The following is a 24,105-nucleotide window of genomic DNA, read 5'->3' on the forward strand; positions in this document are numbered from 1 at the left end:
TGAATGTCACTCGCCCGAATCGGTCGCCTCGGCGAGCAGCGGCAACTTCACCCGGAACGTCGCTCCGCCCCCGGGCGTCTCCGCCACCTCGACGGTGCCGTGGTGAGCGGCGACGAGCGCGGCGACGATGGCCAGGCCGAGGCCCGTGCTGATCGGCCCGCCGGCCCGGCGGGTGCGGGCGGCGTCCACCCGGTAGAACCGCTCGAACACCCGCTCGGCCTGCTCCGGCGTGAGGCCCGGACCGGTGTCCGCCACCTCCACCACGGCGAGGTTGCCCGCCTCCTCCCGCAGCCGCAGCGTCACCGCGGCGTCCGGCGGCGTGTGGGTGAGCGCGTTCGTCATCAGGTTGCCGATCACCTGGCGCAGCCGGGCGTCGTCGCCGAGCACCACCATCGGGCCGCCGCCCGGCTCCCGCTCCAGCTCGATCCGCCGCTCCGGGTCGACCACCCGGGCCGCCTGCACCGCGTCGGACGCCAGCACCGGCAACTCGACCGGGGCCAGCGTGATCGGCCGTTCCCGGTCCATCCGCGCGAGCAGCAGCAGGTCCTCCACCAGCAGACCCATCCGGGACGCCTCGTCCTCGATCCGGCGCAGCAGATCCGCGGTCTGCTCCGGCGCGCGCACCGCGCCCTGCCGGTACAGCTCGGCGAAGCCCCGGATGGTGGTCAGCGGCGTCCGCAGCTCGTGCGAGGCGTCGGCGATGAACTGCCGCATCCGTTCCTCGGAGCGGCGGGCCCGTGCCTCCGACGCCTGCGCGTACGCGGCGGCGTCCCGCGCGCCCATCTCGGCGCTGCGCGCCGCCGCCTCGGAGGCGGCCCGCGCGGTGAACGCGGCCTCGATCTGCGCGAGCATGGCGTTCAGCGCCCGGGACAGTCGGCCCAGCTCAGAGGTGGGGCAGGGCCGCCCCATCTCCGGGTCGGGCACCCGCCGGGTCAGATCGCCGCCGGCGATGGCGGCCGCCGTACGCTCTATCTCCACGAGCGGTTTCAAGCTGGCCCGGACGATTCCCGCACCCACCGAGGCCAGGATGATCAGGACCGCGCCACCGACGAGCACGTCGATCCAGAGCAGCTGCCGGACCGAGAGGTCGACGTCGTCGAGGTTCTGCCCGATCGCCAGGTAGGTGTTCTCGTCGACCTGCCGCACCATCAGGCGCCACCGCACCCGCATGTCCGCGCCGTCGTCGGTGAAGGCCGCTCCGCCGGCGTGGTCGAGGTACCAGTTCGCGTCCCTGAGCCCCGCGGGCAGGTCGTCCGGCACCAGCGAACTGTCGCGGAGGATCGCCACGCGCTGGGTGCGGCGGTCCCACTCGCTGAAGAGGTAGTCGGTGGGCAGGTTGTTGGCGTTGGCCTGGTTGACCACCACATCCTTGTTGAACTGGTCGCTCAGCTCGCCGTCGATCCGGTCGACCAGGTAGTTGTGCAGGAAGTAGGCGGTGGAGACACTGATCACCAGCAACGCGCCGGCCACCAGCGCCAGCACGGCGGTGACCAGCTTGAGCCGCAGCGGAATCCCGCGCAGCCAGCCCTTGGCGTCGTGGACGAGGTTCACGCCGCCGGCTTGCGGAGCACGTAACCCACTCCCCGGAGCGTGTGGATCAGCCGGGGCTGGGTGTTGTCGACCTTGCGCCGCAGGTAGGAGATGTACGACTCGACGATGTTGTCGTCACCGCGGAAGTCGTAGTTCCAGACGTGGTCGAGGATCTGCGCCTTGCTGAGCACCCGGTTGGCGTTGAGCATCAGGTAACGCAGCAGCTTGAACTCGGTCGGCGAGAGCTGCACCCGCTGACCGGCCCGGTGCACCTCGTGCGTCTCCTCGTCCAGCTCCAGGTCGGCGAAGGTGAGGCGGGACGGGGCCTGCTCGCCGGTCGCGGTGCGCCGCAGCACGGCCCGGATCCGCGCGGTCAGCTCCTCCAGGCTGAACGGCTTGGTGACGTAGTCGTCGCCGCCCAGGGTGAGCCCGCGGATCTTGTCGTCGGTGGCGTCGCGCGCGGTCAGGAAGACCACCGGGGTACGCGTGCCGCCCTCGCGCATCATCCGGATGACCTCGAAGCCGTCCAGGTCGGGCAGCATCACGTCGAGCACCACCAGGTCGGGCCGGTGGTCCTTGGCGGCGTTCAGCGCGGCGCTGCCGCTGGTCGCGGTGGCCACGTCGAAGCCCGCGAAGCGCAGGCTCGCGGAGAGCAGTTCGAGGATGTTGGGATCGTCCTCGACGACGAGAAGTCGTGCCTCGGTCTGGGTAGCCGCCATGGCACCCATCATCCGCGCCTCGGCTGCGGTCGCGCTGGGCGCCGGCTGGAAACAACCTGTGAGATCAGCGGAGCAGCCGCCGCAGCCCGTCCAGCGCGCCGTCGAGCAGCCGGATCGCGGTACGGAGCTGGTTGTCGCTCAGGCCCCGGGCCCGGACCAGCGCCCCGACCTCGACCGTGAACGCGGCCAGCCGCTCGTCGAAGTCGGCGAGCAGCGGCGGGTCGTCCGGACGGGCCGCGCCCCCGCCGTTCGCCGGGCGGGCGGTGGCGGACGGCGCCCAGCCGCCCTGCCGGGTCTGCCGGGTCGCCTCGCGCAGTTCCCGCTTCAGGTCGCGCACCGATCCGCGTACCTCGGTGCGGATCTCCCCGGCCAGCGCGGAGAGATCCTCGACGGCGGCGCCGATGTCGCTCTCCAGCGTCGCCAGCTCGTCGGCGCGGCGGCTCAGTTCGGCGCGGCCCGCCTCGGTGATCTCGTAGACCTTGCGCCCGCCGGCGGCGGTGTGCCGGACCAGCCCTTCCGCCTCCAGCCGTTGCAGCCGCGGGTAGATGGTGCCGGCGCTGGGCGCGTACAGGCCGAGGAAGCGCTCCTCCAGCAGGCGGATCAGCTCGTAGCCGTGCTTCGGGCCGTCGTCGAGCAGCTTCAGCAGGTAGAGCCGGAGGCGGCCGTGGCTGAACACGGCGGTCACGGCACGTCCTCCACGTGGTCGGCGGGCGCGACCGGGCGGGCGAGCAGCGCGATGCTGCCGGAGGTCGCGGAGGCCCAGAGCCTACCCGCACCGCCACCGAGCACGCCGTGGCTGTCCTTGATCGAGCCGAGCCCGCGCCCGCCGCCGTCCACCTGCGGGAAGCCGCTGGTGATCTTGCCGGAGGTGGTGTGCAGGTGCACGGTGAGGTCGCTGTCCTCGCGGACCCGCACGGTGATGCTGCCGGAGATGGCGCTGAGCCGGATCTCGCTGCCGCGCGGGTTGTCCAGGTCGCAGGTGATCGAGCCGGAGACGGCGTGGGCGCGGACCCGCTCGGGCGCGCTGTCGGCGAGGATCAGCTCGCCGGAGACCGTCTCCAGGTCCAGGTCGCCGCCGATGCCGAGCGCCTCGACCGGGCCGGAGATGACCTTCGCGCTGGTGCGCCCGCGCAGTCCGCGCAGCGTGACCTGGCCGGAGGTGACGTCGACCCGGGTCTCCCGCCGCAGCCCGGAGGCGACGAGCGCGCCGCTGACCACAGACAGGTTGGCGAGCACGTCCGGCGGCACGGCGACCGACACCTCGGCCCGGATCCGGTTGCCGAACCAGGAGAAGATGCCGAACAGGCCGGGCTTGCGCTTGTGCCGGATGGTCAGCCGCCCGTCGCGGACCTCGACGAGGAGGGGCCGGTTGCTGACCCGGGTCACGTCGACCCGGGCCGGACCGTCGGCGCCGACCACGTTCAGCCGGCCGCTGACCAGTTCGGCGTCGAGCCGGGTGATCGGCTCGTCCACGGTGATCCGCTGCGGGCTCTCGACGGTCCAGCTGGCCATGACGCGCTCCCCTCGTCGGCGGGCCGACCCACGGCCCCGCCAGGTGTTGCGAGGAGCATAACGCGATACATCGCGACTGAACAAGACACTATCGCGTCTGTGTCGCGTCCCGACGCCCCAGCGGGTCAGGCCGCCAGGTCGAGCCGGTCCGCGAGCACGGAGCGAGGGGTCGAGTGGACCGCGGCCTCCGCGATCCGGGCCAGCACCCTGCGGTCCGCGCCCTCGGCCGGGTGCAGCGCCGCGCCCACAGTCACCGACACGGTCAGGTCCCGGGCGGCGAGCACCCGGCGCACCGAGGCCCAGAGCGTCTCCGCACCGAGGAAGGCGGGCAGCGTGCTCGGGTCGCCCGCGTACCGGTAGGCGAGGCTCAGCGGCACCACCGGCGCACCCGCCGCCACGGCGGCCTCGAACATGGCCGGGCGGAACCCGCGGCTGGGGCGGCAGCCCGTCGCGGCGCCACACCAGGTCGTACCCTCCGGGAACACCGCCACCGACCGCCCGGACCGCAGCGCGCCGGCCACCCGCGCGACGGTGGCCGGCAGGTCACGCGGCCGGGACCGGTCCACGAAGACGGTGCCCGCCGCGGCGGCCAGGGCGCCCACCAGCGGCCAGCTCCGGACCTCGCACTTGGCGACCATCCGGGTCGGCGACACGGCGAGCACCGCCAGGATGTCCAGCCAGGAGACGTGGTTGGCGACCAGCAGGGCGCGCCCGCGCGGCGTCCGGCCCCGGACCAGCAGCCGCACCCCGAGGGTACGCAGCGTCCACCGTGCCCAGCCGCGCGACGCGGCCCGGCCCCGGGCGGCCGGCAGCAGCGGCAGCAGCGGCAGCAGCACTGCCACGCCCGCCCCGGCCAGCAGCATGCCGAGTACGCCGAGCAGCCGCCCCGCCCGGCGCAGCCGCGACACGTCCGGGGCGACCGGCGGCGGCAGGCAGTCCGGCCCGCAGCCCGAGGCGGGACGCCACAGCCCCTCCCCGGCGTACGGACCGGCCGGATCGGCGGCGGTGGTGGTCACGACCCGTCCCCGCCGATGAAGTGCCGCAGGTAGCGGGGGTTCATCCGATCCAGCGAGAACAGCACGTAGAAGTCGGCGCAGCCGAAGTCCGGATCGTACGCGGGCTCGCCGGCCACCCACGCGCCCAGCCGCAGGTAGCCCCGCAGCAGCGACGGCACGAGCGCCCCTCGTCGCGCGGGGGTGAGCGCGGCCGGGTCGGCGGCCGACGCCTCGGCGAACCAGGGCCGGCGCGGGGTGACCCGCAACAGCGGCGGGGCGAGGTGCCGGGCGGTGACCTCGGCCCACACCTGCGCGGCGGCGGTCCCGCCGTCGGCCACCGGCACCGAGGCGCAGCCGCCGAGCCAGCGGGTGCCGCGCAGGTGCAGGTAGCGGCAGATCCCGGCCCACATGAGGTTGATCACGGCGCCGGTGCGGTGATCCGGGTGCACGCAGGAGCGGCCCGCCTCGACCAGGTGGTCGCGGAGCGGGGCCAGCGGGCTCAGGTCGAACTCGCCGTCGGCGTACCGGCGTTCGGTGCGACCGGGCGGCAGCAGCCGGTACGTGCCGACGACCTCGCCGGTCTCCTCGCGCAGCACCACCAGGTGGTCGCAGTGCGCGTCGAACTCGTCGGTGTCGAGGCCGGTGGCGGCGGTCGGCACTGTGGCGCCGAGTTCCCCGGCGAACACCTCGTGGCGCAGGCGTTGCGCGGCCGCGACCAGTGTCGGGTCGTCGGCGATCAGCAGGGTGTAACCGCTGGTCGTGAGCGGTGCGCCAGCGGCGTGCAGAACGGCCATGGCTCCTGTGTAGGTGCCGTGGGTTGCCACCGGGCGGGGTGAGGGGTGTCGATCCGGTGAACGCCGGCCGGCGGCGTCGTGCGAGCCGGGACGGCCGGTGCGGTGCGGGGGTGTGCGAGGCTGCCGGGCGGACCGCCGGCGAGAGTGCCGGCGGAGGTGAACCCGGAGGTGCGCATGCTGGTCGAGGCCCGGTTCCAGGGACCGGACGGTTCGGGCAACGGCGGCTGGAGCGCCGGGATCTTCGCCGCGCTGATCGACGACCGGGGCCCGGTGGAGGTCACGTTGCGCCGGCCGCCGCCGCTGGACACCCCGCTGGCCGCCGCCGACGGCGAGGTACGCGACCCGGACGGTCACCTGGTCGCCGAGGTACGCCGCGCCCGGCCGGTCGACGCGGTGGTGCCGCCGGTGGACCGGGCGACGGCGACCGACGCCGCGCGGGCGTACCCCGGCCTGGTCGACCATCCCTTCCCCCGCTGCTACGTCTGCGGCCCGGCACACCCGGACGGGCTGCGGATCTTCCCCGGGCGGCTGCCGGACGGGCGCACCGCCGCCCTGTTCGACGCGCCGGCCGAGGTGGTGCCCGCGACCGTGTGGGCGGCGCTGGACTGCCCGGGCGGCTGGGCGGTGCTCGCGCCCGGCCGGCCGTACGTGCTGGGGCGGATCGCCGCGCAGGTCACGGCGCTGCCACAGCCGGGCGAGGAGTGCGTGGTCACAGGCCTCGCGGTCGGCGCCGAGGGACGCCGGGCCGAGGTGCACACCAGCCTGTACGGTTCGGACGGCGCGCTGCTCGGCCGCGCCCGGGCCACCTGGGTGGCGCTGCCGGCCGGGTGATCTCATCCCTGAGGGGGACGGCGCGTACGCGTCCCGCCTGATTGACCCCCTTGCGCCGGGTTGGAAGGCTGTTGCCGGGCGCCCCCGCAACGGCGCCCCATCGGCGTGCGACGAGCCCGCCGGGGCAGGAGAGGAGAATGATGTCCGACGGGCAGCCACGCCCCAGTGCCGGGACCGGCCAGATCACCGTGTCCGGCCTGACCAAGCAGTACAAGAACGTCCGCGCGGTGGACAACCTGTCGTTCACGGTCGAGCCGGGCCGGGTCACCGGCTTCCTCGGCCCCAACGGCGCCGGTAAGACGACCACGCTGCGCATGCTGCTCAACCTGGTGACGCCGAGCGCCGGCACGGCCACCATCGGCGGCAGCCGGTACGCCGACCTGCCCGACCCGCTGCGTACGGTCGGCGCGGTGCTGGAGGCGTCCAGCGCGCACAAGGGCCGCACCGGCATCAACCACCTGCGGGTGATCTGCGCGGCGGCCGGGCTGCCCAAGGAACGCGCCGACGAGGCGCTGGCCCTGGTCGGGCTCACTCCGGCGGCGAAGCGCAAGTTCAAGGGCTACTCGCTGGGCATGAAGCAGCGGCTCGGCATCGCCGCCGCGATGCTCGGCAACCCGCAGGTGCTGATCCTGGACGAGCCGGCAAACGGCCTGGACCCGGAGGGCATCCGCTGGATGCGCGGCTTCCTCAAGGGGCTCGCCGCCGAGGGGCGCACGGTGCTGGTCTCCAGCCACCTGCTCTCCGAGATGCAGCTCCTCGCCGACGACGTGGTGATCATCGCGGCCGGCAAGCTGGTCCGGCAGGGCCCGGTCGACCAGGTGATGGCCTCGATGACGCACGGCGTGCGGGTGCGGGTGCGTACCCCGCAGGCCGACGATCTGGCCGCGGCGCTGCGCGAGCAGTCGGCCACCGTCGACACCGACCCGCACGGCGCGCTGCTCGTCAGCGGCGTGGACGCGCCGACCGTGGGCCGCGTCGCGCTGGCCGCCAAGGTCGAGCTGCACGAGCTGACCACCGAGCGCCCTGACCTCGAAGGGGTCTTCCTGGAGCTGACGGCCGGAAAGGCGGAGATCCGATGACGCTTGTCCGATCCGAACTGCTCAAGATCCGCACCACCAGCACCTGGTGGATCTTCGGGCTGATCAGCCTGCCGCTCTGGGTGCTGGCGCTGCTGTTCAACTGGTTGCAGACCGACGCGCTGGCCAGCGACAACCTGGGCGAGATCCCGGCCGACCAGGCCGACCAGGTGCAGGCGATCTCCAGCGCCGACAGCATCGCCGCCAACCTCTACACGAACGGTCAGTTCTTCGGGCTGCTCATCGTGCTGCTGCTCGGCATCGTCGTGGTGACGAGCGAGTTCTTCCACCAGACGGTGACCACCACGTTCCTCACCGCGCCGCACCGCACCGCGGTGATGCTGGCCAAGCTGGTCGCGGCCGGTGTGCTGGCGCTGCTGTTCTGGCTCGTCACCACCGTGCTCAACCTGATCTTCGCGCCGATGATCCTGGGCGCGTCGGACATCGGCAGCCAGCTCGGCAGCGGAGAGGTGTGGGGGGCGATCGCGCTCAACGGGCTGGCCTACCTGCTCTGGTCGGTGCTCGGCGTCGGCCTCGGCGTGCTGATCCGCAGCCAGATCGGCGCGACGGTGACCGGCATCCTGCTCTACCTGGGTGGCACCATCGGGGCCGCGATCGCCATCGGCCTGCTGGCGGGGCGCTTCGGCGACTGGATCAACCAGCTCCAGCTGCTGGTGCCGTCCCTGGCCTCCAGCCTGATGGTCGCCGGCACCGAGATCCCCGGCAACCCGCCGCGCTGGGCCGGCGCCGCGGTGCTGATCGGGTACGCGGTGCTGACCGGCGCGATCGGCGTGGCCACGATCCGCAAGCGCGACATCTCCTGACCTGACGGTCCGGGGCGGACCCCGGCCGGTGACCGACGTCATCGGCCGGGGTCCGTCGTGTAGCAGCAGTCGGCGGGTCACGCAGCGTTTGCCGAACTTCTGGCATCTTCTGTGAAACGGACCACCAGCCGGAGGCGAGAATGCCTGCGCGTAGCGCACGGCGTAGCCTTGGCATCGGTTTACCCAGCGTCGGCAACCGGGGGTCACCGGGGGCCACCGTGACATTCACAACCGCGTGAAAGAGGCGATTAGCGGCCGTGTCGACCCAGCAGACTTCGCAGGAGAACCCATTGGCGGGTTTCGGCCCGAACGAGTGGATCGTCGAGGAGATGTACCAGCGCTATCTCGCCGACCCCTCGAGCGTCGATTCGGCCTGGCACGACTTCTTCGCCGACTACCGGCCGGCCCCGGGCGCCGCCACCCCGCGCGCCGAGGGACAGGCCAAGCCGGCCGCGAAGCCGGAGCCGGGCGAGCAGCAGGAGGCCGCGGCCACCGTCACCGCGCAGCCGGCCAGGTCCGAGCCGAAGGCCGCCCCCGCCCCGGCCAAGCCCGCCGCGAAGCCGGCCGCCAAGACGCCCGCCAAGACGCCCGAGCCGGCCAAGAAGTCGGTCCCGGCCAAGCCGGCCGCCAAGGCGCCCACCGCGAGCGCCGCGGGCACCACGCCGCTGCGCGGCGTCGCCGCCAAGATCGTGCAGAACATGGACGCGTCGCTGTCGGTCCCGACCGCCACCAGCGTGCGCGCCGTCCCGGCCAAGCTGCTCGTCGACAACCGCATCGTGATCAACAACCACCTGGCCCGCGGTCGCGGCGGCAAGGTCAGCTTCACCCACCTGATCGGGTACGCGCTGGTCCGCGCGGTCGTCGAGCACCCGGAGATGAACAACTCCTTCGCCGAGGTGGACGGCAAGCCGGCGATGGTCCGCCCGGAGCACGTCAACCTGGGCATCGCGATCGACCTGGTCAAGCCGGACGGCTCGCGCAACCTGGTGGTGCCGTCCATCAAGGGCTGCGAGCAGATGGACTTCCGGCAGTTCTGGCAGGCGTACGAGGACGTGGTCCGGCGTGCCCGCCGCAACGAGCTGACCATGGACGACTACGCCGGCACCACGATCTCGCTGACCAACCCGGGCGGCATCGGCACGGTGCACTCGATCCCGCGCCTGATGCAGGGGCAGAGCGCCATCATCGGCGTCGGCGCGATGGAATACCCGGCTCCCTACCAGGGCATGAGCGAGGCCACGCTGGCCGAGAACGCGGTCAGCAAGGTCATCACGCTGACCAGCACGTACGACCACCGGATCATCCAGGGCGCGCAGTCCGGCGAGTTCCTGAAGGTCATGCACGAGCTGCTGCTCGGTGAGCGCGGCTTCTACGACGACATCTTCACCTCGCTGCGCATCCCGTACGAGCCGGTGCGCTGGATGCGCGACGTCGCAGTCGACAGCGAAGGCCAGATCAACAAGACCGCTCGGGTGCACGAGCTGATCCACGCGTACCGGGTGCGCGGCCACCTGATGGCCGACACCGACCCGCTGGAGTTCACCATCCGCAAGCACCCGGACCTGGACGTGCTCCAGCACGGGCTCACGCTCTGGGACCTCGACCGGGTCTTCCCGGTGAACGGCTTCGCCGGCCAGCAGCGGATGAAGCTGCGCTCGATCCTCGGCGTGCTGCGCGACTCGTACTGCCGCCGGGTCGGCATCGAGTACATGCACATCCAGGACCCGGAGGAGCGGCGCTGGATCCAGGAGCGGGTCGAGCGCAAGTACGAGAAGCCCAGCACCGACGAGCAGAAGCACGTGCTGAACCGGCTCAACGCCGCCGAGGCGTTCGAGACGTTCCTCCAGACCAAGTACGTCGGCCAGCGGCGCTTCTCGCTGGAGGGCGGCGAGTCGCTGATCCCGCTGCTCGGCGAGGTGCTGGAGTGCTCCGCCGAGGCCGGGCTGGACGAGGTCGTCATCGGCATGGCCCACCGCGGCCGGCTCAACGTGCTGGCGAACATCGTCGGCAAGCCGTACGAGAAGATCTTCTCCGAGTTCGAGGGGCACCTCGACCCGCGGTCCACGCAGGGCTCGGGCGACGTGAAGTACCACCTCGGCCAGAACGGCAAGTTCAGCACGCCGGACGGCGAGTACGCCGTCAAGGTGTCGGTGGTGGCGAACCCGTCGCACCTGGAGGCCGTGGACCCGGTGCTGGAGGGCATCGTCCGGGCCAAGCAGGACCGCATCGACCTCAAGCTGGAGGGCTACACCGTGCTGCCGCTGGCGGTACACGGTGACGCCGCCTTCGCCGGCCAGGGCGTGGTCGCCGAGACGCTCAACCTCTCCCAGCTGCGCGGCTACCGCACCGGCGGCACCGTGCACGTGGTCGTGAACAACCAGGTCGGCTTCACCACCGCCCCGGAGTACAGCCGGTCCAGCCTCTACAGCACCGACGTGGCCCGGATGATCCAGGCGCCGATCTTCCACGTCAACGGCGACGACCCGGAGGCAGTGGTCCGGGTGGCCCGGCTCGCGTTCGAGTACCGGCAGGCGTTCAACAAGGACGTCGTGATCGACATGGTCTGCTACCGGCGGCGCGGGCACAACGAGGGCGACGACCCGTCGATGACCAACCCGCAGATGTACCAGATCATCGACTCGAAGCGGTCGGTCCGGAAGCTCTACACCGAGGAGCTGATCGGGCGCGGCGACATCACCGTGGAGGACGCGGAGGAGCTGCTGCACGACTACCAGTCGCAGCTGGAGCGGGTCTTCAAGGCCACCCGCGACGCCGCCACCACGCCGCGCCAGCTCAGCCGCCCGGCGCGGCAGGACGAGCCGGAGCCGCAGGTCGAGACCGCCACCGACGCCGACGTGATCAAGGCGATCGGCGAGGCGCACGTCAACCTGCCGGAGGGCTTCACCCCGCACAAGCGGATCCAGCAGCTGCTGGAGCGGCGGCGCAAGATGTCCGTCGAGGGCGGCATCGACTGGGGCTTCGCCGAGATCATCGCGTTCGGCACGCTGCTGAACGACGGGGTGACCGTCCGGCTCGCCGGGCAGGACTCGCGCCGCGGCACGTTCGTCCAGCGGCACGCCGCTGTGGTCGACGCCAAGACCGGCGAGGACTACCTGCCGCTGATGTCGCTCACCGCCGACGGCGAGCGGTCGCGCTTCTTCGTCCACGACTCGCTGCTCTCCGAGTACGCGGCCATGGGCTTCGAGTACGGCTACTCGGTGGAGAACATCAACGCGCTGGTGGCCTGGGAGGCCCAGTTCGGTGACTTCGTCAACGGCGCCCAGTCGGTGATCGACGAGTTCATCTCCTCCGGCGAGGTCAAGTGGGGCCAGCGCTCCGCGGTGACGCTGCTGCTGCCGCACGGCCACGAGGGCCAGGGCCCGGACCACACCTCCGGCCGTCCGGAGCGGTTCCTCCAGCTCTGCGCCGAGGACAACATGCGGGTGGCCATCCCGAGCACCCCGGCGAGCTACTTCCACCTGCTGCGGCGCCAGGCCATGTCGCCCAAGCGCAAGCCGCTCGTGGTGTTCACGCCGAAGTCGCTGCTGCGGCACAAGCTCTGCGTGTCGCCGGTGGAGGACTTCACCACCGGCACGTTCTCCCCGGTGCTGGCCGACCCCGCGGCTCCGGCGCCGGAGCAGGTGAAGCGGGTGCTGCTCTGCTCGGGCAAGGTCTACTACGACCTGTTCCAGGCCCGGCAGGAGCGGGGCGTCACCGACACCGCGATCATCCGGATGGAGCAGCTCTACCCGCTGCCCGTCGAGGAGGTCCGGGCCGCGCTGGCGCAGTACCCGAACGCCGAGGACTTCGCCTGGGTCCAGGAGGAGCCGGCCAACCAGGGCGCCTGGTCGTTCGTCGCGCTCAACCTGCTGGAGCACCTGCCCGAGGTGCGGCTGCGCCGCATCTCCCGGCCGGCCGCCGCCGCTCCGGCGGTCGGCTCGGCGAAGATGCACGAGGTCGAGCAGAACGCACTGATCGAGGCGGCTCTCCCCCGCCCGTGACACCACCGGCAGCGGCCCGTCCCGACCCGGGGCGGGCCGCTGCCGTACGACGAGAGGAACACCGTGTACTTCACCGACCGTGGCATCGAGGAGCTGGTCGAGCGCCGGGGCGACGAGCAGGTCAGCCTGGAGTGGCTCGGCGAGCGGCTGCGTGACTTCGTCGACCTGAACCCGGAGTTCGAGACCCCGGTCGAGCGGTTCGCCACCTGGCTGGCCCGCCTCGACGACCCGGACGACGACTGACCGGTCTCAGCCGGCCGCGCCCCGCCCGGCGACCCGGAGTCCTCCGGTACGCCGCAGCTTCTGCCAGCCCAGCCGGCCGCCGGTGAGCGCGGTGCCGACCGCCTGGAGCAGCACCAGGTACATCACCTGGCGGTAGACGAACTGCTGCAGGGGCAGCACCCAGAGCACGCCGAGCTTCTCCCGGTCCAGCCGGAAGGCCAGCACCGCGGTGAGGAACTGGAGCGCGAGCATGGCCAGCCAGGCCACCATCGTGTCGCCGCGGTCCAGGAAGATCAGCCCGTAGATCGCGAGCAGATCGATCACCGGGGCGGCCAGCGGCAGCAGCACGCCGAACAGGCTCAGGAACGACAGGCACCGGCGGCCGAACCGGCCCGACGGGCCGCTCTCGATCACCGAGCGCCGGTGCTTCCACATCGCCTGCATGGTGCCGTAGCTCCATCGGTAGCGCTGCTTCCACAGCTGGCCGATCGTGGTCGGCGCCTCGGTCCAGGCGCGGGCGCTCTCCTCGTACACGATGTGCCAGCCGGCCCGGCCGGCGGCGATGGTGACGTCGGTGTCCTCGGCCAGCGTGTCGTCGGTCATGCCGCCCACCTGTTCCAGCGCCTGGCGCCGGAACGCGCCGATCGCGCCGGGGACGGTGGGCATGCAGCGCAGCGTCTCGTAGAGGCGGCGGTCGAGGTTGAAGCCGATGACGTACTCGATGTGCTGCCACCTGGCGATCAGGCCGCGGCGGTTGCCGACCTTGACGTTGCCGGCGACCACGCCGACCCGGGGGTCGGCGAACGGCTGGACCAGCCGGCGGACCGAGTCCGGCTCGAAGATCGTGTCGCCGTCGACCATGACGATCAGGTCGTGCCGGGCCAGCGCGACGCCCGTGTTCAACGCGCTCGGCTTGCCGCCGTTGGGCTTGCGCACGACCCGGACGTTCGGCAGGCGCAACGCCGCCACGAGGTCGGCGGTGCCGTCGGTCGAGCCGTCGTCGACCACCACCACCTCGATGCCGCCGGGGTGGTCACCCATGGCCAGCGAGCGGACCGCCGCGACGATGCCCTCCCGCTCGTTGTACGCGGGCACGATCACCGAGACCGGCTCGGTGACCGGTGGACCCCACGACCAGTCGCGGCGACGGCGGCGGCGCGCGTGCCGTGGGGCGAGGACGAACAGCAGCAGCGCCCGGCCGACGGTGAGCACGCCTACCAGCAGGAAGAAGGCGCCGAGCACCCCGAACATGCCGTCGGCCACGCGAACCGCGCCGACCAGGACGTGTCCCCGCCACCGCTCGCCGAGCGGGGCCGCCGCCTGCCCGCCGACCGGCCCGGGTACGCCCGCTGCCGCGAACGTCTGGTTGAGCCCCTCGCTGACCGTGGTGAAGCGGTAGCCGCGTTCCAGCATCATCGGGATGTACCGGTCCAGCGCGGCCACGGTGCCGGACCGGTCGCCGCCCGAGTCGTGCCAGAGCGCGACGGTGCCGGCGGTGCCGGCCGGCGTGGCGTTGGCGACCATCTCCTCGACCGGGGGAAGTTCCCAGTCCCGGCTGTCGACGTCGTTCACCACCGTGAGGTAGCCCAGCCGGCCGGCCTGCCGCAGCATCGGCCAGTCCCGGTCGGTGTAGGCGTCCGCGCGGGACGAGTACGGGAAGCGCAGCAGCGACGAGCGGACACCTGTGGTGCTGGCGATGGCGAGCTGGGTCTGCGCGTACTCCAGTTCCCGCCGCCAGTCCGGCAGCGTGGCGAGGTCGGGGTGGGTGAACGTGTGCACGCCCAGTTCGTGGCCCTCGGCCACCAGCCGTCGGGTCACGTCCGGGTTGCGGACGACCTGCGAGCCGAGGACGAAGAAGGTGCCCTTCACCTGGTACTTGTCCAGGACGCGCAGCACCTCGGGCGTCCAGCGCGGGTCGGGCCCGTCGTCGAAGGTGAGCGCGACGGTACGCGCCGGCAGGCGGTGTGACTGGGTCCGCCCCTCGGGGCTGACGTTGACGATCGGGCCGCCCCCGATCACCGAGCTGGGGACCTCCCGCTGGCTGCCGGGCTTCACCCGGTTGTCGGGCACGAACGCGGCGTTCGTGTACGCCTCGACGAACAGCAGGCCGGCCAGGACCACCATGACCATGACGACAAGGGTCCAGCTCGGCCGGGGCAGCAGACGCCGGCCGCGGGAGCGGCGCGGGCCGGCGATCCGCCGGGCGTCCAGGACGACAGTGGGCTCGTCGTCCGGCCGCGCTCCGGCCCGGTGCCGGCGGACGGCGTGCACGCGGCGGGGGTCGAGCGGAACGGTGGGCTGGTCAGCTGTCGACTGTCGGGCGGGCGCCTGGTCAGTCATCGGCTGGCGCGGCCGGCGCGACGGGTTCGGCGGGCGGGTCGACGGCGGGCGGCGGATCGACCACTGGCGGCGGCACCTCGGCGGTGGGGGCGGTGGGCGGCGCGGTGGTGCCCGGCGCCGGGCGGGTGACCGTGGGCGCGCTCGGGGCGCTCCGGGTCGGCCGTGCGGACCGGGGGCTCGGCGGGACCGTGCCGCCGGGCGTGACGGAGGTGACCGGGGTCCGCGCCGGGGCGGTACGGATGTCCGCAGGCGTGTCCGGCGTGGGGCGCGTCACCGTCGGTGCCGGCGACGTGGTCGGCTTCGACGACGGCAGCCGCTGCTCGGTGGTCTCCTCGACGAACGGGATCACGGTGGCCGGGGTGATCGGCCCGCCGGCGAAACTGACCCCGACCATGATCGTGTAGACCGCACCCGCCGCGCCGGCACAGTAGGCGAGACGACGCAGCCACCGGCGTCGCCGCCCGCTGGGGTCGACGAAGACGGGGGGCGATTCCGGTACGACGGGAATCAGCGCGGTCGGGCCTTCCACGGCCTCAGTGTAGATGCGAGAAATTTCCACCTTCTTCCCTGGCTAGCCGGTGTGACCAGGCAGAACGGGCAGCACTCACCTCGATCTTGTAGGTTGGGGGCCGTGGCGCGCAGCGTGTACCTGACCGGCGTTGGTTCGGGCGGGGGAAAATCGACGGTGGCGCTCGGCCTGGCCGAGCTGTTGTCCCGACAGGTGGAACGGATAGGCGCGTTCCGGCCGCTCGTCTCAGGTGAGGGGCCCGACCCCATCCTCGCCCTGCTCACCGAGCGCTACCGGATGGACCTGCCGGTCGACGAGCTGCACGGCGCCACGTACGCCGAGGCGAGCGCGCTCGTCGCGGACGGCCGCCGGGAGGAGCTGATCTCCCGGATCGTCACCCGCTACCGGGAGGTCGAGCGGCGCTGCCCGGCGATAGTGGTGGTCGGCAGCGACTTCGCCTACGGCGACGGCACCGGCCCGCGCGAGCTGGCCTTCAACGCCCGGCTGGCGACCGAGTTCGGCAGCGTCGTGGTGCCCGTGGTGGACGGGTTCGGGCAGACGCCCGAGACGATCGCGGCGGCGCTGCGTGGCGCGTACCACGATCTGGTCGACCTCGGCGCGACGGTGATCGCGGCGCTGGCCAACCGCGTGCCGGAGCCGATGACGCTGCCCGAGCTGCCGGTGCCCGCGTACGCGATCCCGGAGGTGCCGACCGTGTCGGCCCCGACGGTGGCCGAGGTGGCGGCGGCGCTGCGCGGCACCGTGCTCACCGGCGACGCGACCGCGCTGGACCGCGACGTGCTCGACTACGTGGTCGGCGCGGCGCACGTGCCGACGCTGCTGGACCACCTCACCGACGGGGCGCTGGTGATCACCCCGGGCGACCGTGCCGACCTGCTGGTGGCCGCCGGGGCCGCGCACGTGGCCGGGCAGGTGTCGCTGGCCGGGCTGGTGCTCACGCTCGGCGAGCAGCCCGACCCGCGCGCCATGCGCCTCGTCGAGCGGATGAACACCGGGCTCCCAGTGCTGTCGGTGCCGAGCGACAGCTACGACACGGTGTCCGCGTCCAGCCGGATCGAGGGCCGCCCCAGCACCGCCAACCCGCGCAAGGTCGAGGCCGCGCTCGGCGCGTTCGAACGCTGCGTGGACACCGACGACCTGGCCCGCCGGCTGCGGGTCAGCCGTTCCGCGCGGGTCACCCCACTGATGTTCGAGAACGACCTGATCGACAGGGCCCGCGCCCGGCGCCGCCGGCTCGTGCTGCCCGAGGGCGCCGACGAGCGGATCCTGCGCGCGACCGAGGTGCTGCTGCGCCGGGGCGTCGCCGAGATCACCCTTCTCGGCCGCCCGGACGAGATCGCCCGGCGGACCCGGGAACTGGGCGTCGACCTCGGTGACGCCCAGGTCGTCGACCCGGCGAGCAGCCCGTGGCGGGACGAGTTCGCGCAGGCGTACGCGAAGTTGCGCGCCCACCGGGGCGTCACAGTGGAGCTGGCGCACGACATCGTGGCGCAGCCCAACTACTTCGGCACGATGATGGTGCAGACCGGCCACGCCGACGGGATGGTCTCCGGCGCCACCCACACCACTGCCGCCACCATCCGGCCCGCGTTCGAGATCATCCGGACCGTGCCCGGCGTCTCCGTCGCCTCCAGCGTCTTCTTCATGCTGCTCGCCGACCGGGTGCTGGTGTACGGCGACTGCGCGGTCAACCCCGACCCGGACGCCGACCAGCTCGCCGACATCGCCATCTCGTCTGCCGACACGGCGGCCCGGTTCGGCATCGAGCCGCGGGTGGCGATGCTGTCGTACTCCACCGGCAGCTCCGGCTCCGGCGCCGACGTGGAGAAGGTCGCGGCGGCCACCAAGCTCGTCCGGGAACGCCGGCCCGACCTGCTCGTCGAGGGCCCGATCCAGTACGACGCGGCGATCGACCCGCAGGTGGCGGCCACCAAGCTGCCGGACAGCCCGGTCGCCGGGCGGGCCACCGTGTTCATCTTCCCGGACCTGAACACCGGCAACAACACGTACAAGGCGGTGCAGCGGTCCGCCGGAGCGGTGGCCGTCGGGCCGGTCATGCAGGGCCTGCGCCGGCCCGTCAACGACCTGTCCCGGGGCGCTACCGTTCCGGACATCGTCAACACGGTGGCGATCACCGCCATCCAGGCCGCCGCGGAGGCGTCGGAATGAGCCGCATCCTGGTCCTCAACAGCGGGTCCTCGTCGGTCAAGTACCGGCTGTACGACGGCGACGACGTCCTGGACAAGGGCACGGTCGAGCGGATCGGCGAACCCGGCGGCGGGCCGGCCGACCACGAGAGCGCGGTCCGGGAGATCATCGGCCGGCTCGACCTGACCGGGCTGGCCGGTGTCGGTCACCGGGTGGTGCACGGCGGGCGGAAGTTCAGCGCGCCGGTACGCGTCGACGACGCCGTCGTCGCCGCGATCGAGGATCTGGTGCCGCTGGCGCCGCTGCACAACCCGGCCAACCTCGCCGGCATCCGGGTCGCGCTGGAGGCGCTGCCGGACACCCCGCAGGTCGCGGTCTTCGACACCGCGTTCCACCACACGCTGCCCGAGGCCGCAGCCACGTACGCGATCGACAAGGACACCGCCGAGCGTTACGGCGTACGCCGCTACGGCTTCCACGGCACCTCGCACGCGTACGTCTCGCGTCGCGTCGGCGACCTGCTCGACCGCCCGTACGACGAGATCAACACCATCACGCTGCACCTGGGCAACGGGGCGAGCGCGTGTGCCGTACAGGGCGGGCGCAGCGTGGCCACCTCGATGGGCATGTCACCGCTGGAGGGCCTGGTGATGGGCACCCGCAGCGGCGACCTCGACCCGACTGTCATCTTCCACCTGCGCCGCGAGGGCGGCATGGTCGTCGACGACATCGACGACCTGCTCAACCACCGCAGCGGCCTGCTCGGGCTGACCGGCGTCAACGACATGCGGGAGGTGCTGGCCCGCCGCGACGCCGGTGACCCGGACGCGACGCTGGCCTTCGACGTCTACTGCCGCCGGATCACCGGCTACGTGGGCGCGTACTACGCGCTGCTCGGCCGGGTCGACGCGATCGCGTTCACCGCCGGGGTCGGCGAGCACGCCGCACCGGTCCGGGCCGCGTCGCTGGCCGGGCTGGAGCGGCTGGGCGTCACCGTCGACCCGGCACGCAACGACGGTCAGGGCGACCGGGTCGTCTCCCCCGACGGCGCGGAGGTGGCGGTGCTGGTGGTCGGCACCGACGAGGAGCGGGAGATCGCCCGCGAGACCCGCGAGGTGCTCGGCGTCTGACCGCGTGCGCCCGGTCCTCCGCGCGGCCCGGATCAGCCCAGGGCGATCCAGGCGAGCAGGGCGACGACCACCACGGCGGCGACTGCGACGCCGGCGATCAGCGGCAGGCGGGACGGCGCCGACGCCGGCGTGGCCAGCTCGGGAGAATCGACGAATGCGCGGAACTGCGCGGTGTTGCCACTCGGGTCGGTGTAGTTCTCAGCCATGCGGCTGACCCTAGCGAAGCCGAACCGGGCGGACCGTCCCGCCGGGCCGCCACCTGCGGATCCGGGTGGCGGGACCGGGCAGACCCGGCCGCCCGGTGGAGGCGGGAGCCGCCCGGGTGGCGGCGCCGACCGGTCCGGACGGCTGGCGCGTGCCGCCCGCTCGGCTGCCTACCGTGCAGGTGTGAGGGGGCAGCGGCTGGTCGCCGCGCTGATGACGGCGCTGCTGGCCGGTTGCGGCCCGGCCGTGACCACGTCCGGGCCGGCGCCGGCCGCCCTCGGACCCGCGCCGGAGCGCCCGTACGCGGTCGGGATGCGGCAGTTCACGCTCGACCCGGACGGCAGGCGTCCGCTGCCGGTCACCGTCTGGTACCCGGCCGCACCGTCGCGCTCAGCCGCACTCCCGACGGGAACCGGCCCGGGCGGTTCCCGCCCGGCTGATCCCGGCCCGGCCATTCCCCGCCCGGCCGGGCCCGGCTCGGGCGGGCCTCGCGCGGTGGCCCTCCCGGCTCGCCAGTCGGTCGTCGCGGTCCCCTCCGGATCCGGCCCGGCCACACCGGCGAGCCCCGTTCCGGAGCGCGGACCGCAGGTCCGGCCGGGCGCGCCGTTCGCGGCCGGACGGTTCCCGGTGGTCCTCTACAGCCACGGCCTGCGCAGCCTGCCCGCCCTGCACGCGGCGCTGACCAGCCGCTGGGCCGCCGCCGGGTTCGTGGTGGTCGCGCCCACCTATCCGCGTACGAACCAGCGCGCCCGCGCCTACACCCGCGACGACGTCCGCAACCAGCCCGCCGACGCCTGGCGGCTGGTCCGTCACCTGGTCCGGCTGGGTGACCGCCCCGGCGATCCGCTCGGGGCGCACATGGCGGTGGACCGGTTCGCCGCCGCCGGGCACTCGGCCGGCGGTCACACGACGCTCGGCATGTTCGCCTCCGGGCAGCCGTCCCCGTTGCGGGCCGGAATCGTGATCGCCGGTGGCCGGATGGTCGCCGGCCTCTCCCGGCCGCTCGCGCCGATGCTGTTCGTGCACGGGAGCGCCGACCGGATCGTGCCGGAGTCGATCGGCCGGGCCGCGTACGCCCGCTGCCTCGGCCCGGCCGCCTTCCTAAGCCTGACCGGTCAGGGCCACGGCGAGTACCTGACGCCGGGCCGAACCGGGTTCACCCAGGTGCTCGCCACCACCACCGACTTCCTGCGCTGGACGCTCTACGCCGACCGCGAGGCCCTGCACCGCCTCCCCGCCGACGCGACAGCACCGGACACCACCACCTTCACGACCCGCTCCCTCCCGCCCACCCGCCCCTTGGCCCGTCGATCATGAAGTTGACGGCGTTCGCTGTCCGGTTTGTCGCCGCCAACTTCATGATCGACGGGGTCTGGGCGGGCGGCGAGGGGCGGCGAGGTGTGGGCGGGGTGGGTAGCGTGCGCGGGGTGGACGGGCTGGAGGGACGGCAACTGGGGGCGATCCGGGAGGTCGTCGATGTCGCCGACGCCGCCGGGATCGAGGTGTGGCTGCGCGGCGGCTGGGCGATGGACTTCCACCTCGGCGAGGTGACCCGGCCGCACGTCGACGTCGACTGGTACTGCTGGCGGCGCGTCGCCGCACCGCTGGCCGACCGGCTCGGCGCGCTCGGCTGGCGGCCCGACCCCCGGATGCCCACCGAGACGCAGCTCGACCTGCTGCGCGGCGCCGTCGAGCTGAGCTTCGCGTACCTGGACCGGGACGCGGACGGCCGGGTCGTCGTCGGCGCCGGACCGTGGGCCGGCACCCTCCTGCCCGACGGGATGCTGAGCGGCCCGCCCGGGCGGATCGGCGCGCTCACCGCACCGGTGATCAGCGTCGGCGCCCAGATCGAGTTCAAGGAGATGTTCCCGGTCTGGATGCCGGAGCGCCCCCGCCGGGCCAAGGACGCCGCCGACCTGGCCCGTCTCCGGGGGTCAGCGGGTGGTCACCCGACGCGCTGACCGGGCCTGGCCGCCGCCGATCGCGAGGCACAATCGAGTTCATGCGCCGTCGTCCCGCCGCCCTCGTCACCGCCGCCCTGCTCTCCGCCGCTCTCACCGGCTGCTCGGAGCAGCCCACCGCTCCCGCCGAGCGGCCCGCTCCCGACGCCCCACCGACGACGAGCACAGCCGCCCCGCGGGTGCCGGCCGGCAAGGCGCCCACGAAGAGCTTCGCGGTCGGCGTACGCCAGGTGAAGCTGAACCGCGACGGCGACCGGCCGCTGCCGGTGACGCTCTGGTACCCGGCGGCGGGCGCTGCCGGCGGCGCGGTCGAGCGTTCCGCCCCGGCGGCGGAGGGGCGGTTCCCGGTGGTGCTGTTCAGCCACGGGCTGGGTGCCCGGCCGGAGGACTACCAGTCGCTGCTGACCCGCTGGGTGGCGGCCGGTTTCGTGGTCGCCGCGCCACGTTTCCCGCACACCTCCCGGGGCACCGACGGCAACCCGCTGGACGTGCTCAACCAGCCGGCCGACGTGTCGTACGTGCTGACCCGGGTGCTCGCGCTCGGCGAGAAGGCGGGCGACCCGCTGCGCGGCCGGCTGGACCCGGAGCGGGTGGCCGCGACCGGGCACAGCGCCGGCGGCGTGACCACCATCGGGTTGTTCACCGCGAGCCGGGACGAGCGGCTGGACGCGGGCATCGTCTTCGCCGGCACCGCCCTCGGCGTGGGTACCGCCTTCGCCGGCGCCGCCGCGCCGCAGTTGTTCGTGCACGGCGAGGCCGACGAGGTGGTGTCGTACGCCGCCGGCAAGGCCGTGTACGACGCGGTGCCGTGGCCGAAGGCGATGCTCAGCCTGCCCCGGGGCGACCACGGCCGGGCACTGCTCGGCGACGGCAAGGCGCTCGGCGTGGTAGCCGACACCTCTGTCGAGTTCCTCCGCTGGACGCTGTACGGCGACCCGGCGGCGAAGAGGCGCCTGCCCGCCGACGCCTCCCGGGGCGGCCTGGCCACCCTCGACGACCGCCTGTAAGGAAGGGCCCCTTCTTAACGTCTCCGGTAGAGAAAGGGCCCCTTGTCAACGCGCCACACGGCTCAGGCGGTGTGGTCGACTACCACCTTGCCGAAGACCTCACCGGAGTGCAGCCGGGCGAACGCCTCGGAGATCTCGCTGAACGGCACCACCCGGTCGACCACCGGGCGCACCTCGTGCTCGGCGCAGAACGCGAGCAGCTCGGTCAGCTCGCCCGGCGTGCCCATCGAGGTGCCGAGGATCTCCAGCTGCATGGCGAAGACCCGGCGGAGGTTGACCTTCGGCTCGTGCCCGGCGGTGGCGCCGGAGACGACGATCCGGGCCATCGGGGCCGCCGACTTCAGCGAGTGGTCGAAGGTGGCCGCGCCGACCGTCTCGATCACCACGTCGACCCGTTCCGGCAGCCGCGCGCCGGGCTCCAGCGCGGTCGCGCCCAGCTCGGTGATCCGCTCCCGCTTGGCGGCGTCGCGGCTGGTCGCGTACACCCGCTTGCCGAGCGCGACGCCGAGCGCGACAGCCGCGGTGGCCACGCCACCGCCGGCGCCCTGGACCAGCACCGACTCGCCGTCGGCGACCCGGCCCTTCGTGGTCAGCATCCGCCAGGCGGTGAGCCAGGCCGTGGGCAGGCACGCCGCGTCGGTCGCCGACAGGCCGTCGGGCAGCGGCAGCAGGTTCATCCGGGGTACGGCGACGAGCTCGGCGAACGTGCCCTGGTAGTGCTCGGAGAGGATGGAGACCCCGCGCGGGTCGCCGGGGGTGGGCACCACCGGGTAGATGACCACCTCGTTGCCGTCCGGGTCGGTGCCGACCGCGTCGCAGCCGAGGATCATCGGGAGCTGGTCGGCGGTCAGGCCCACGCCGCGCAGCGACCAGAGGTCGTGGTGGTTGAGCGAGCTGGCCCGGACCCGCACGGTGACCCAGTCGTCCTGCGGGTGGGTCGGCTCGGGACGGTCGCCGACGGCGAGCGCGGCGAGCGGGTTGTCGGTGTCGAAGGCCGAGGCGAAGGCAGCACGCATGATCGGCACGGTAACAAGCTGAGCAGCAGTTAAGAAGGGGCCCTTCCTCTACCGGTGGCGTTAGGAAGGGCCCCTTCCTTACATCTCAGCGGCGGGCGACCCGGTCGCGGCGGGCGGCCTCGGCGACCGCCTCGGCGACCGCCGGGGCGACTCGCGGGTCCAGCGGCGAGGGCACGATCGCGTCGGCGGTCAGCGACTCGGCCACCACGCCGGCGATGGCGTCGGCGGCGGCCACCTTCATCGAGTCGGTGATCCGGGTGGCCCCGGCGTCCAGCGCACCCCGGAACACGCCGGGGAACGCGAGCACGTTGTTGATCTGGTTCGGGTAGTCGCTGCGCCCGGTGGCGACCACCGCCACGTGCCGGGCGGCCACCTCGGGGTGCACCTCGGGGGTGGGATTCGCCAGCGCGAACACGATGCCGCCGGGGGCCATGCCGGCCACCGCCGCCTCCGGGATCTGGCCGCCGGAGACGCCCACGAGCACGTCCGCGTCGCGCAGCGCCTCGGTGATGTCGCCCTGCCGGCCCTCGGCGTTGGTGATCTCGGCCAGCTCGGCCTTGGTGCCGGTCAGCTCGCGGTGCCGGCCGATGATGCCGCGCGAGTCGCACACCACCACCCGCTCCGGGTCGACGCCGCCGGCGATCAGCATCTTGGTGACCGCCACCCCGGCCGCGCCCGCGCCGCTGACCGCCACCCGCAGGTCGCCGAGCTTGCGGTTGAGCAGCGTCGCGGCGTTGCGCAGCGCGGCGAGCACCACGATCGCGGTGCCGTGCTGGTCGTCGTGGAAGACCGGGATGTCCAGCGCCTCGTCGAGCCGGCGCTCCACCTCGAAGCAGCGCGGGGCGCTGATGTCCTCCAGGTTGATGCCGCCGAACGACGGCGCGAGCGCCCTGACGGTGGCCACGATCTCGTCCACGTCCTGGGTGTCCAGGCAGACCGGCACCGCGTCCACGCCGCCGAACTGCTTGAACAGCACCGCCTTGCCCTCCATCACGGGCAGCGCGGCGCGCGGGCCGATGTTGCCCAGACCGAGTACGGCGGAGCCGTCGGTGACCACGGCGACGGTGTGCGACACCCAGGTGTAGGTGTCGACGAGCGCGGGGTCGGCGGCGATCGCCTCACACACCCGGGCCACACCCGGGGTGTACGCGAGGGAGAGGTCCTCGCGGCTGGTCAGCGGCACGGTGGAGGCGACCGCCATCTTGCCGCCGACGTGCAGGCGGAAGACGGGATCGGCGGGGTCCGGGGTGGACGAAGACATGGTGA

Annotated in this window: 21 protein-coding genes; 10 read left to right on the top strand and 11 right to left on the bottom strand. The window is 73.2% G+C overall.

Annotated elements, in window-relative coordinates:
• Positions 1–6 precede the first annotated feature (6 nt).
• The 6 genes from AB0B20_RS19850 to AB0B20_RS19875 form a co-directional block, all read right to left on the bottom strand.
• Entirely contained in the window at positions 7–1,551 is a 1,545-nt protein-coding gene (locus AB0B20_RS19850) for an ATP-binding protein (protein WP_357472286.1), read from the bottom strand.
• On the bottom strand, positions 1,548–2,249 hold the full coding sequence (locus AB0B20_RS19855) for a response regulator transcription factor (protein ID WP_357383773.1): 702 nt from the start codon (positions 2,247–2,249) through the stop codon (positions 1,548–1,550). The genes AB0B20_RS19850 and AB0B20_RS19855 overlap by 4 nt, the downstream gene beginning before the upstream one ends.
• 64 nt (positions 2,250–2,313) lie before the next feature.
• Positions 2,314–2,934 (bottom strand): PadR family transcriptional regulator, encoded by a 621-nt coding sequence (locus AB0B20_RS19860; RefSeq protein WP_357383771.1) that lies wholly within the window; start codon positions 2,932–2,934, stop codon positions 2,314–2,316.
• A complete protein-coding gene (locus AB0B20_RS19865; protein ID WP_357383769.1) occupies positions 2,931–3,761 on the bottom strand; it encodes a DUF4097 family beta strand repeat-containing protein in 831 nt (276 codons plus the stop codon). Before AB0B20_RS19865 ends, AB0B20_RS19860 begins: the two co-directional genes overlap by 4 nt.
• Before the next feature lie 125 nt (positions 3,762–3,886).
• The gene (locus AB0B20_RS19870; protein ID WP_357472289.1) at positions 3,887–4,777 is read right to left on the bottom strand and encodes a lysophospholipid acyltransferase family protein; all 891 of its coding nucleotides are present in this window, start codon (positions 4,775–4,777) and stop codon (positions 3,887–3,889) included.
• On the bottom strand, positions 4,774–5,550 hold the full coding sequence (locus tag AB0B20_RS19875; protein WP_357472292.1) for a GNAT family N-acyltransferase: 777 nt from the start codon (positions 5,548–5,550) through the stop codon (positions 4,774–4,776). The genes AB0B20_RS19870 and AB0B20_RS19875 overlap by 4 nt, the downstream gene beginning before the upstream one ends.
• 174 nt (positions 5,551–5,724) lie before the next feature.
• Between AB0B20_RS19875 and AB0B20_RS19880 the strand changes: the two genes are divergently transcribed.
• From AB0B20_RS19880 to AB0B20_RS19900, 5 genes are all read left to right on the top strand, one after another.
• A complete protein-coding gene (locus AB0B20_RS19880) occupies positions 5,725–6,381 on the top strand; it encodes a hypothetical protein (RefSeq protein WP_357472453.1) in 657 nt (218 codons plus the stop codon).
• Between the two features lie 140 nt (positions 6,382–6,521).
• Complete coding sequence (locus AB0B20_RS19885) at positions 6,522–7,460, top strand: ABC transporter ATP-binding protein (RefSeq protein WP_357472457.1); 939 nt, start codon at positions 6,522–6,524, stop codon at positions 7,458–7,460.
• A complete protein-coding gene (locus tag AB0B20_RS19890; protein ID WP_357472295.1) occupies positions 7,457–8,281 on the top strand; it encodes an ABC transporter permease in 825 nt (274 codons plus the stop codon). Before AB0B20_RS19885 ends, AB0B20_RS19890 begins: the two co-directional genes overlap by 4 nt.
• A 257-nt stretch (positions 8,282–8,538) precedes the next feature.
• Positions 8,539–12,282: a multifunctional oxoglutarate decarboxylase/oxoglutarate dehydrogenase thiamine pyrophosphate-binding subunit/dihydrolipoyllysine-residue succinyltransferase subunit gene (locus AB0B20_RS19895; RefSeq protein ID WP_357383758.1), complete on the top strand. Its 3,744-nt coding sequence runs from the start codon at positions 8,539–8,541 to the stop codon at positions 12,280–12,282.
• A gap of 63 nt (positions 12,283–12,345) precedes the next feature.
• Positions 12,346–12,525 carry a DUF6104 family protein gene (locus AB0B20_RS19900; RefSeq protein WP_357383756.1) on the top strand — a complete coding sequence of 60 codons (180 nt, stop codon included), beginning with the start codon at positions 12,346–12,348 and terminating at the stop codon, positions 12,523–12,525.
• Positions 12,526–12,531: 6 nt separating this feature from the next.
• On the opposite strand, the gene AB0B20_RS19905 is transcribed toward AB0B20_RS19900, so the two are convergent.
• Both AB0B20_RS19905 and AB0B20_RS19910 read right to left on the bottom strand, forming a co-directional pair.
• The gene (locus AB0B20_RS19905; RefSeq protein ID WP_357472298.1) at positions 12,532–14,844 is read right to left on the bottom strand and encodes a bifunctional polysaccharide deacetylase/glycosyltransferase family 2 protein; all 2,313 of its coding nucleotides are present in this window, start codon (positions 14,842–14,844) and stop codon (positions 12,532–12,534) included.
• Positions 14,837–15,373 (bottom strand): hypothetical protein, encoded by a 537-nt coding sequence (locus AB0B20_RS19910; protein ID WP_357383752.1) that lies wholly within the window; start codon positions 15,371–15,373, stop codon positions 14,837–14,839. The genes AB0B20_RS19905 and AB0B20_RS19910 overlap by 8 nt, the downstream gene beginning before the upstream one ends.
• A gap of 93 nt (positions 15,374–15,466) precedes the next feature.
• Here AB0B20_RS19910 and pta point away from each other — a divergent pair, with 93 nt between their 5' ends.
• Both pta and AB0B20_RS19920 read left to right on the top strand, forming a co-directional pair.
• Positions 15,467–17,542, top strand: a complete 2,076-nt coding sequence (gene pta, locus AB0B20_RS19915; RefSeq protein ID WP_357472301.1) for a phosphate acetyltransferase — start codon at positions 15,467–15,469, stop codon at positions 17,540–17,542.
• Complete coding sequence (locus tag AB0B20_RS19920; RefSeq protein ID WP_357472304.1) at positions 17,539–18,651, top strand: acetate kinase; 1,113 nt, start codon at positions 17,539–17,541, stop codon at positions 18,649–18,651. Before pta ends, AB0B20_RS19920 begins: the two co-directional genes overlap by 4 nt.
• A 32-nt stretch (positions 18,652–18,683) precedes the next feature.
• Here AB0B20_RS19920 and AB0B20_RS19925 read toward each other — a convergent pair whose 3' ends face one another.
• On the bottom strand, positions 18,684–18,857 hold the full coding sequence (locus tag AB0B20_RS19925; RefSeq protein WP_357472307.1) for a hypothetical protein: 174 nt from the start codon (positions 18,855–18,857) through the stop codon (positions 18,684–18,686).
• A 181-nt stretch (positions 18,858–19,038) separates the two neighbouring features.
• Between AB0B20_RS19925 and AB0B20_RS19930 the strand changes: the two genes are divergently transcribed.
• Genes AB0B20_RS19930 through AB0B20_RS19940 form a run of 3 tightly spaced genes read left to right on the top strand, consistent with a single transcriptional unit; the run spans position 19,039 to position 21,823 of the window.
• Positions 19,039–20,172: an alpha/beta hydrolase gene (locus AB0B20_RS19930; RefSeq protein WP_357472309.1), complete on the top strand. Its 1,134-nt coding sequence runs from the start codon at positions 19,039–19,041 to the stop codon at positions 20,170–20,172.
• Positions 20,169–20,816 (top strand): aminoglycoside adenylyltransferase, encoded by a 648-nt coding sequence (locus AB0B20_RS19935; RefSeq protein WP_357472313.1) that lies wholly within the window; start codon positions 20,169–20,171, stop codon positions 20,814–20,816. The genes AB0B20_RS19930 and AB0B20_RS19935 overlap by 4 nt, the downstream gene beginning before the upstream one ends.
• Positions 20,817–20,857: 41 nt before the next feature.
• Positions 20,858–21,823 carry a chlorophyllase gene (locus AB0B20_RS19940; RefSeq protein ID WP_357472316.1) on the top strand — a complete coding sequence of 322 codons (966 nt, stop codon included), beginning with the start codon at positions 20,858–20,860 and terminating at the stop codon, positions 21,821–21,823.
• A 62-nt stretch (positions 21,824–21,885) separates the two neighbouring features.
• Here AB0B20_RS19940 and AB0B20_RS19945 read toward each other — a convergent pair whose 3' ends face one another.
• Together AB0B20_RS19945 and AB0B20_RS19950 are read right to left on the bottom strand one after the other, a co-directional pair.
• On the bottom strand, positions 21,886–22,839 hold the full coding sequence (locus AB0B20_RS19945) for a zinc-binding dehydrogenase (RefSeq protein ID WP_357383740.1): 954 nt from the start codon (positions 22,837–22,839) through the stop codon (positions 21,886–21,888).
• A gap of 85 nt (positions 22,840–22,924) precedes the next feature.
• The gene (locus tag AB0B20_RS19950; protein ID WP_357472318.1) at positions 22,925–24,100 is read right to left on the bottom strand and encodes an NADP-dependent malic enzyme; all 1,176 of its coding nucleotides are present in this window, start codon (positions 24,098–24,100) and stop codon (positions 22,925–22,927) included.
• Between the last annotated feature and the right edge of the window lie 5 nt (positions 24,101–24,105).

Source organism: Micromonospora sp. NPDC049151 (assembly GCF_040648395.1).
Lineage (GTDB): Bacteria > Actinomycetota > Actinomycetes > Mycobacteriales > Micromonosporaceae > Micromonospora.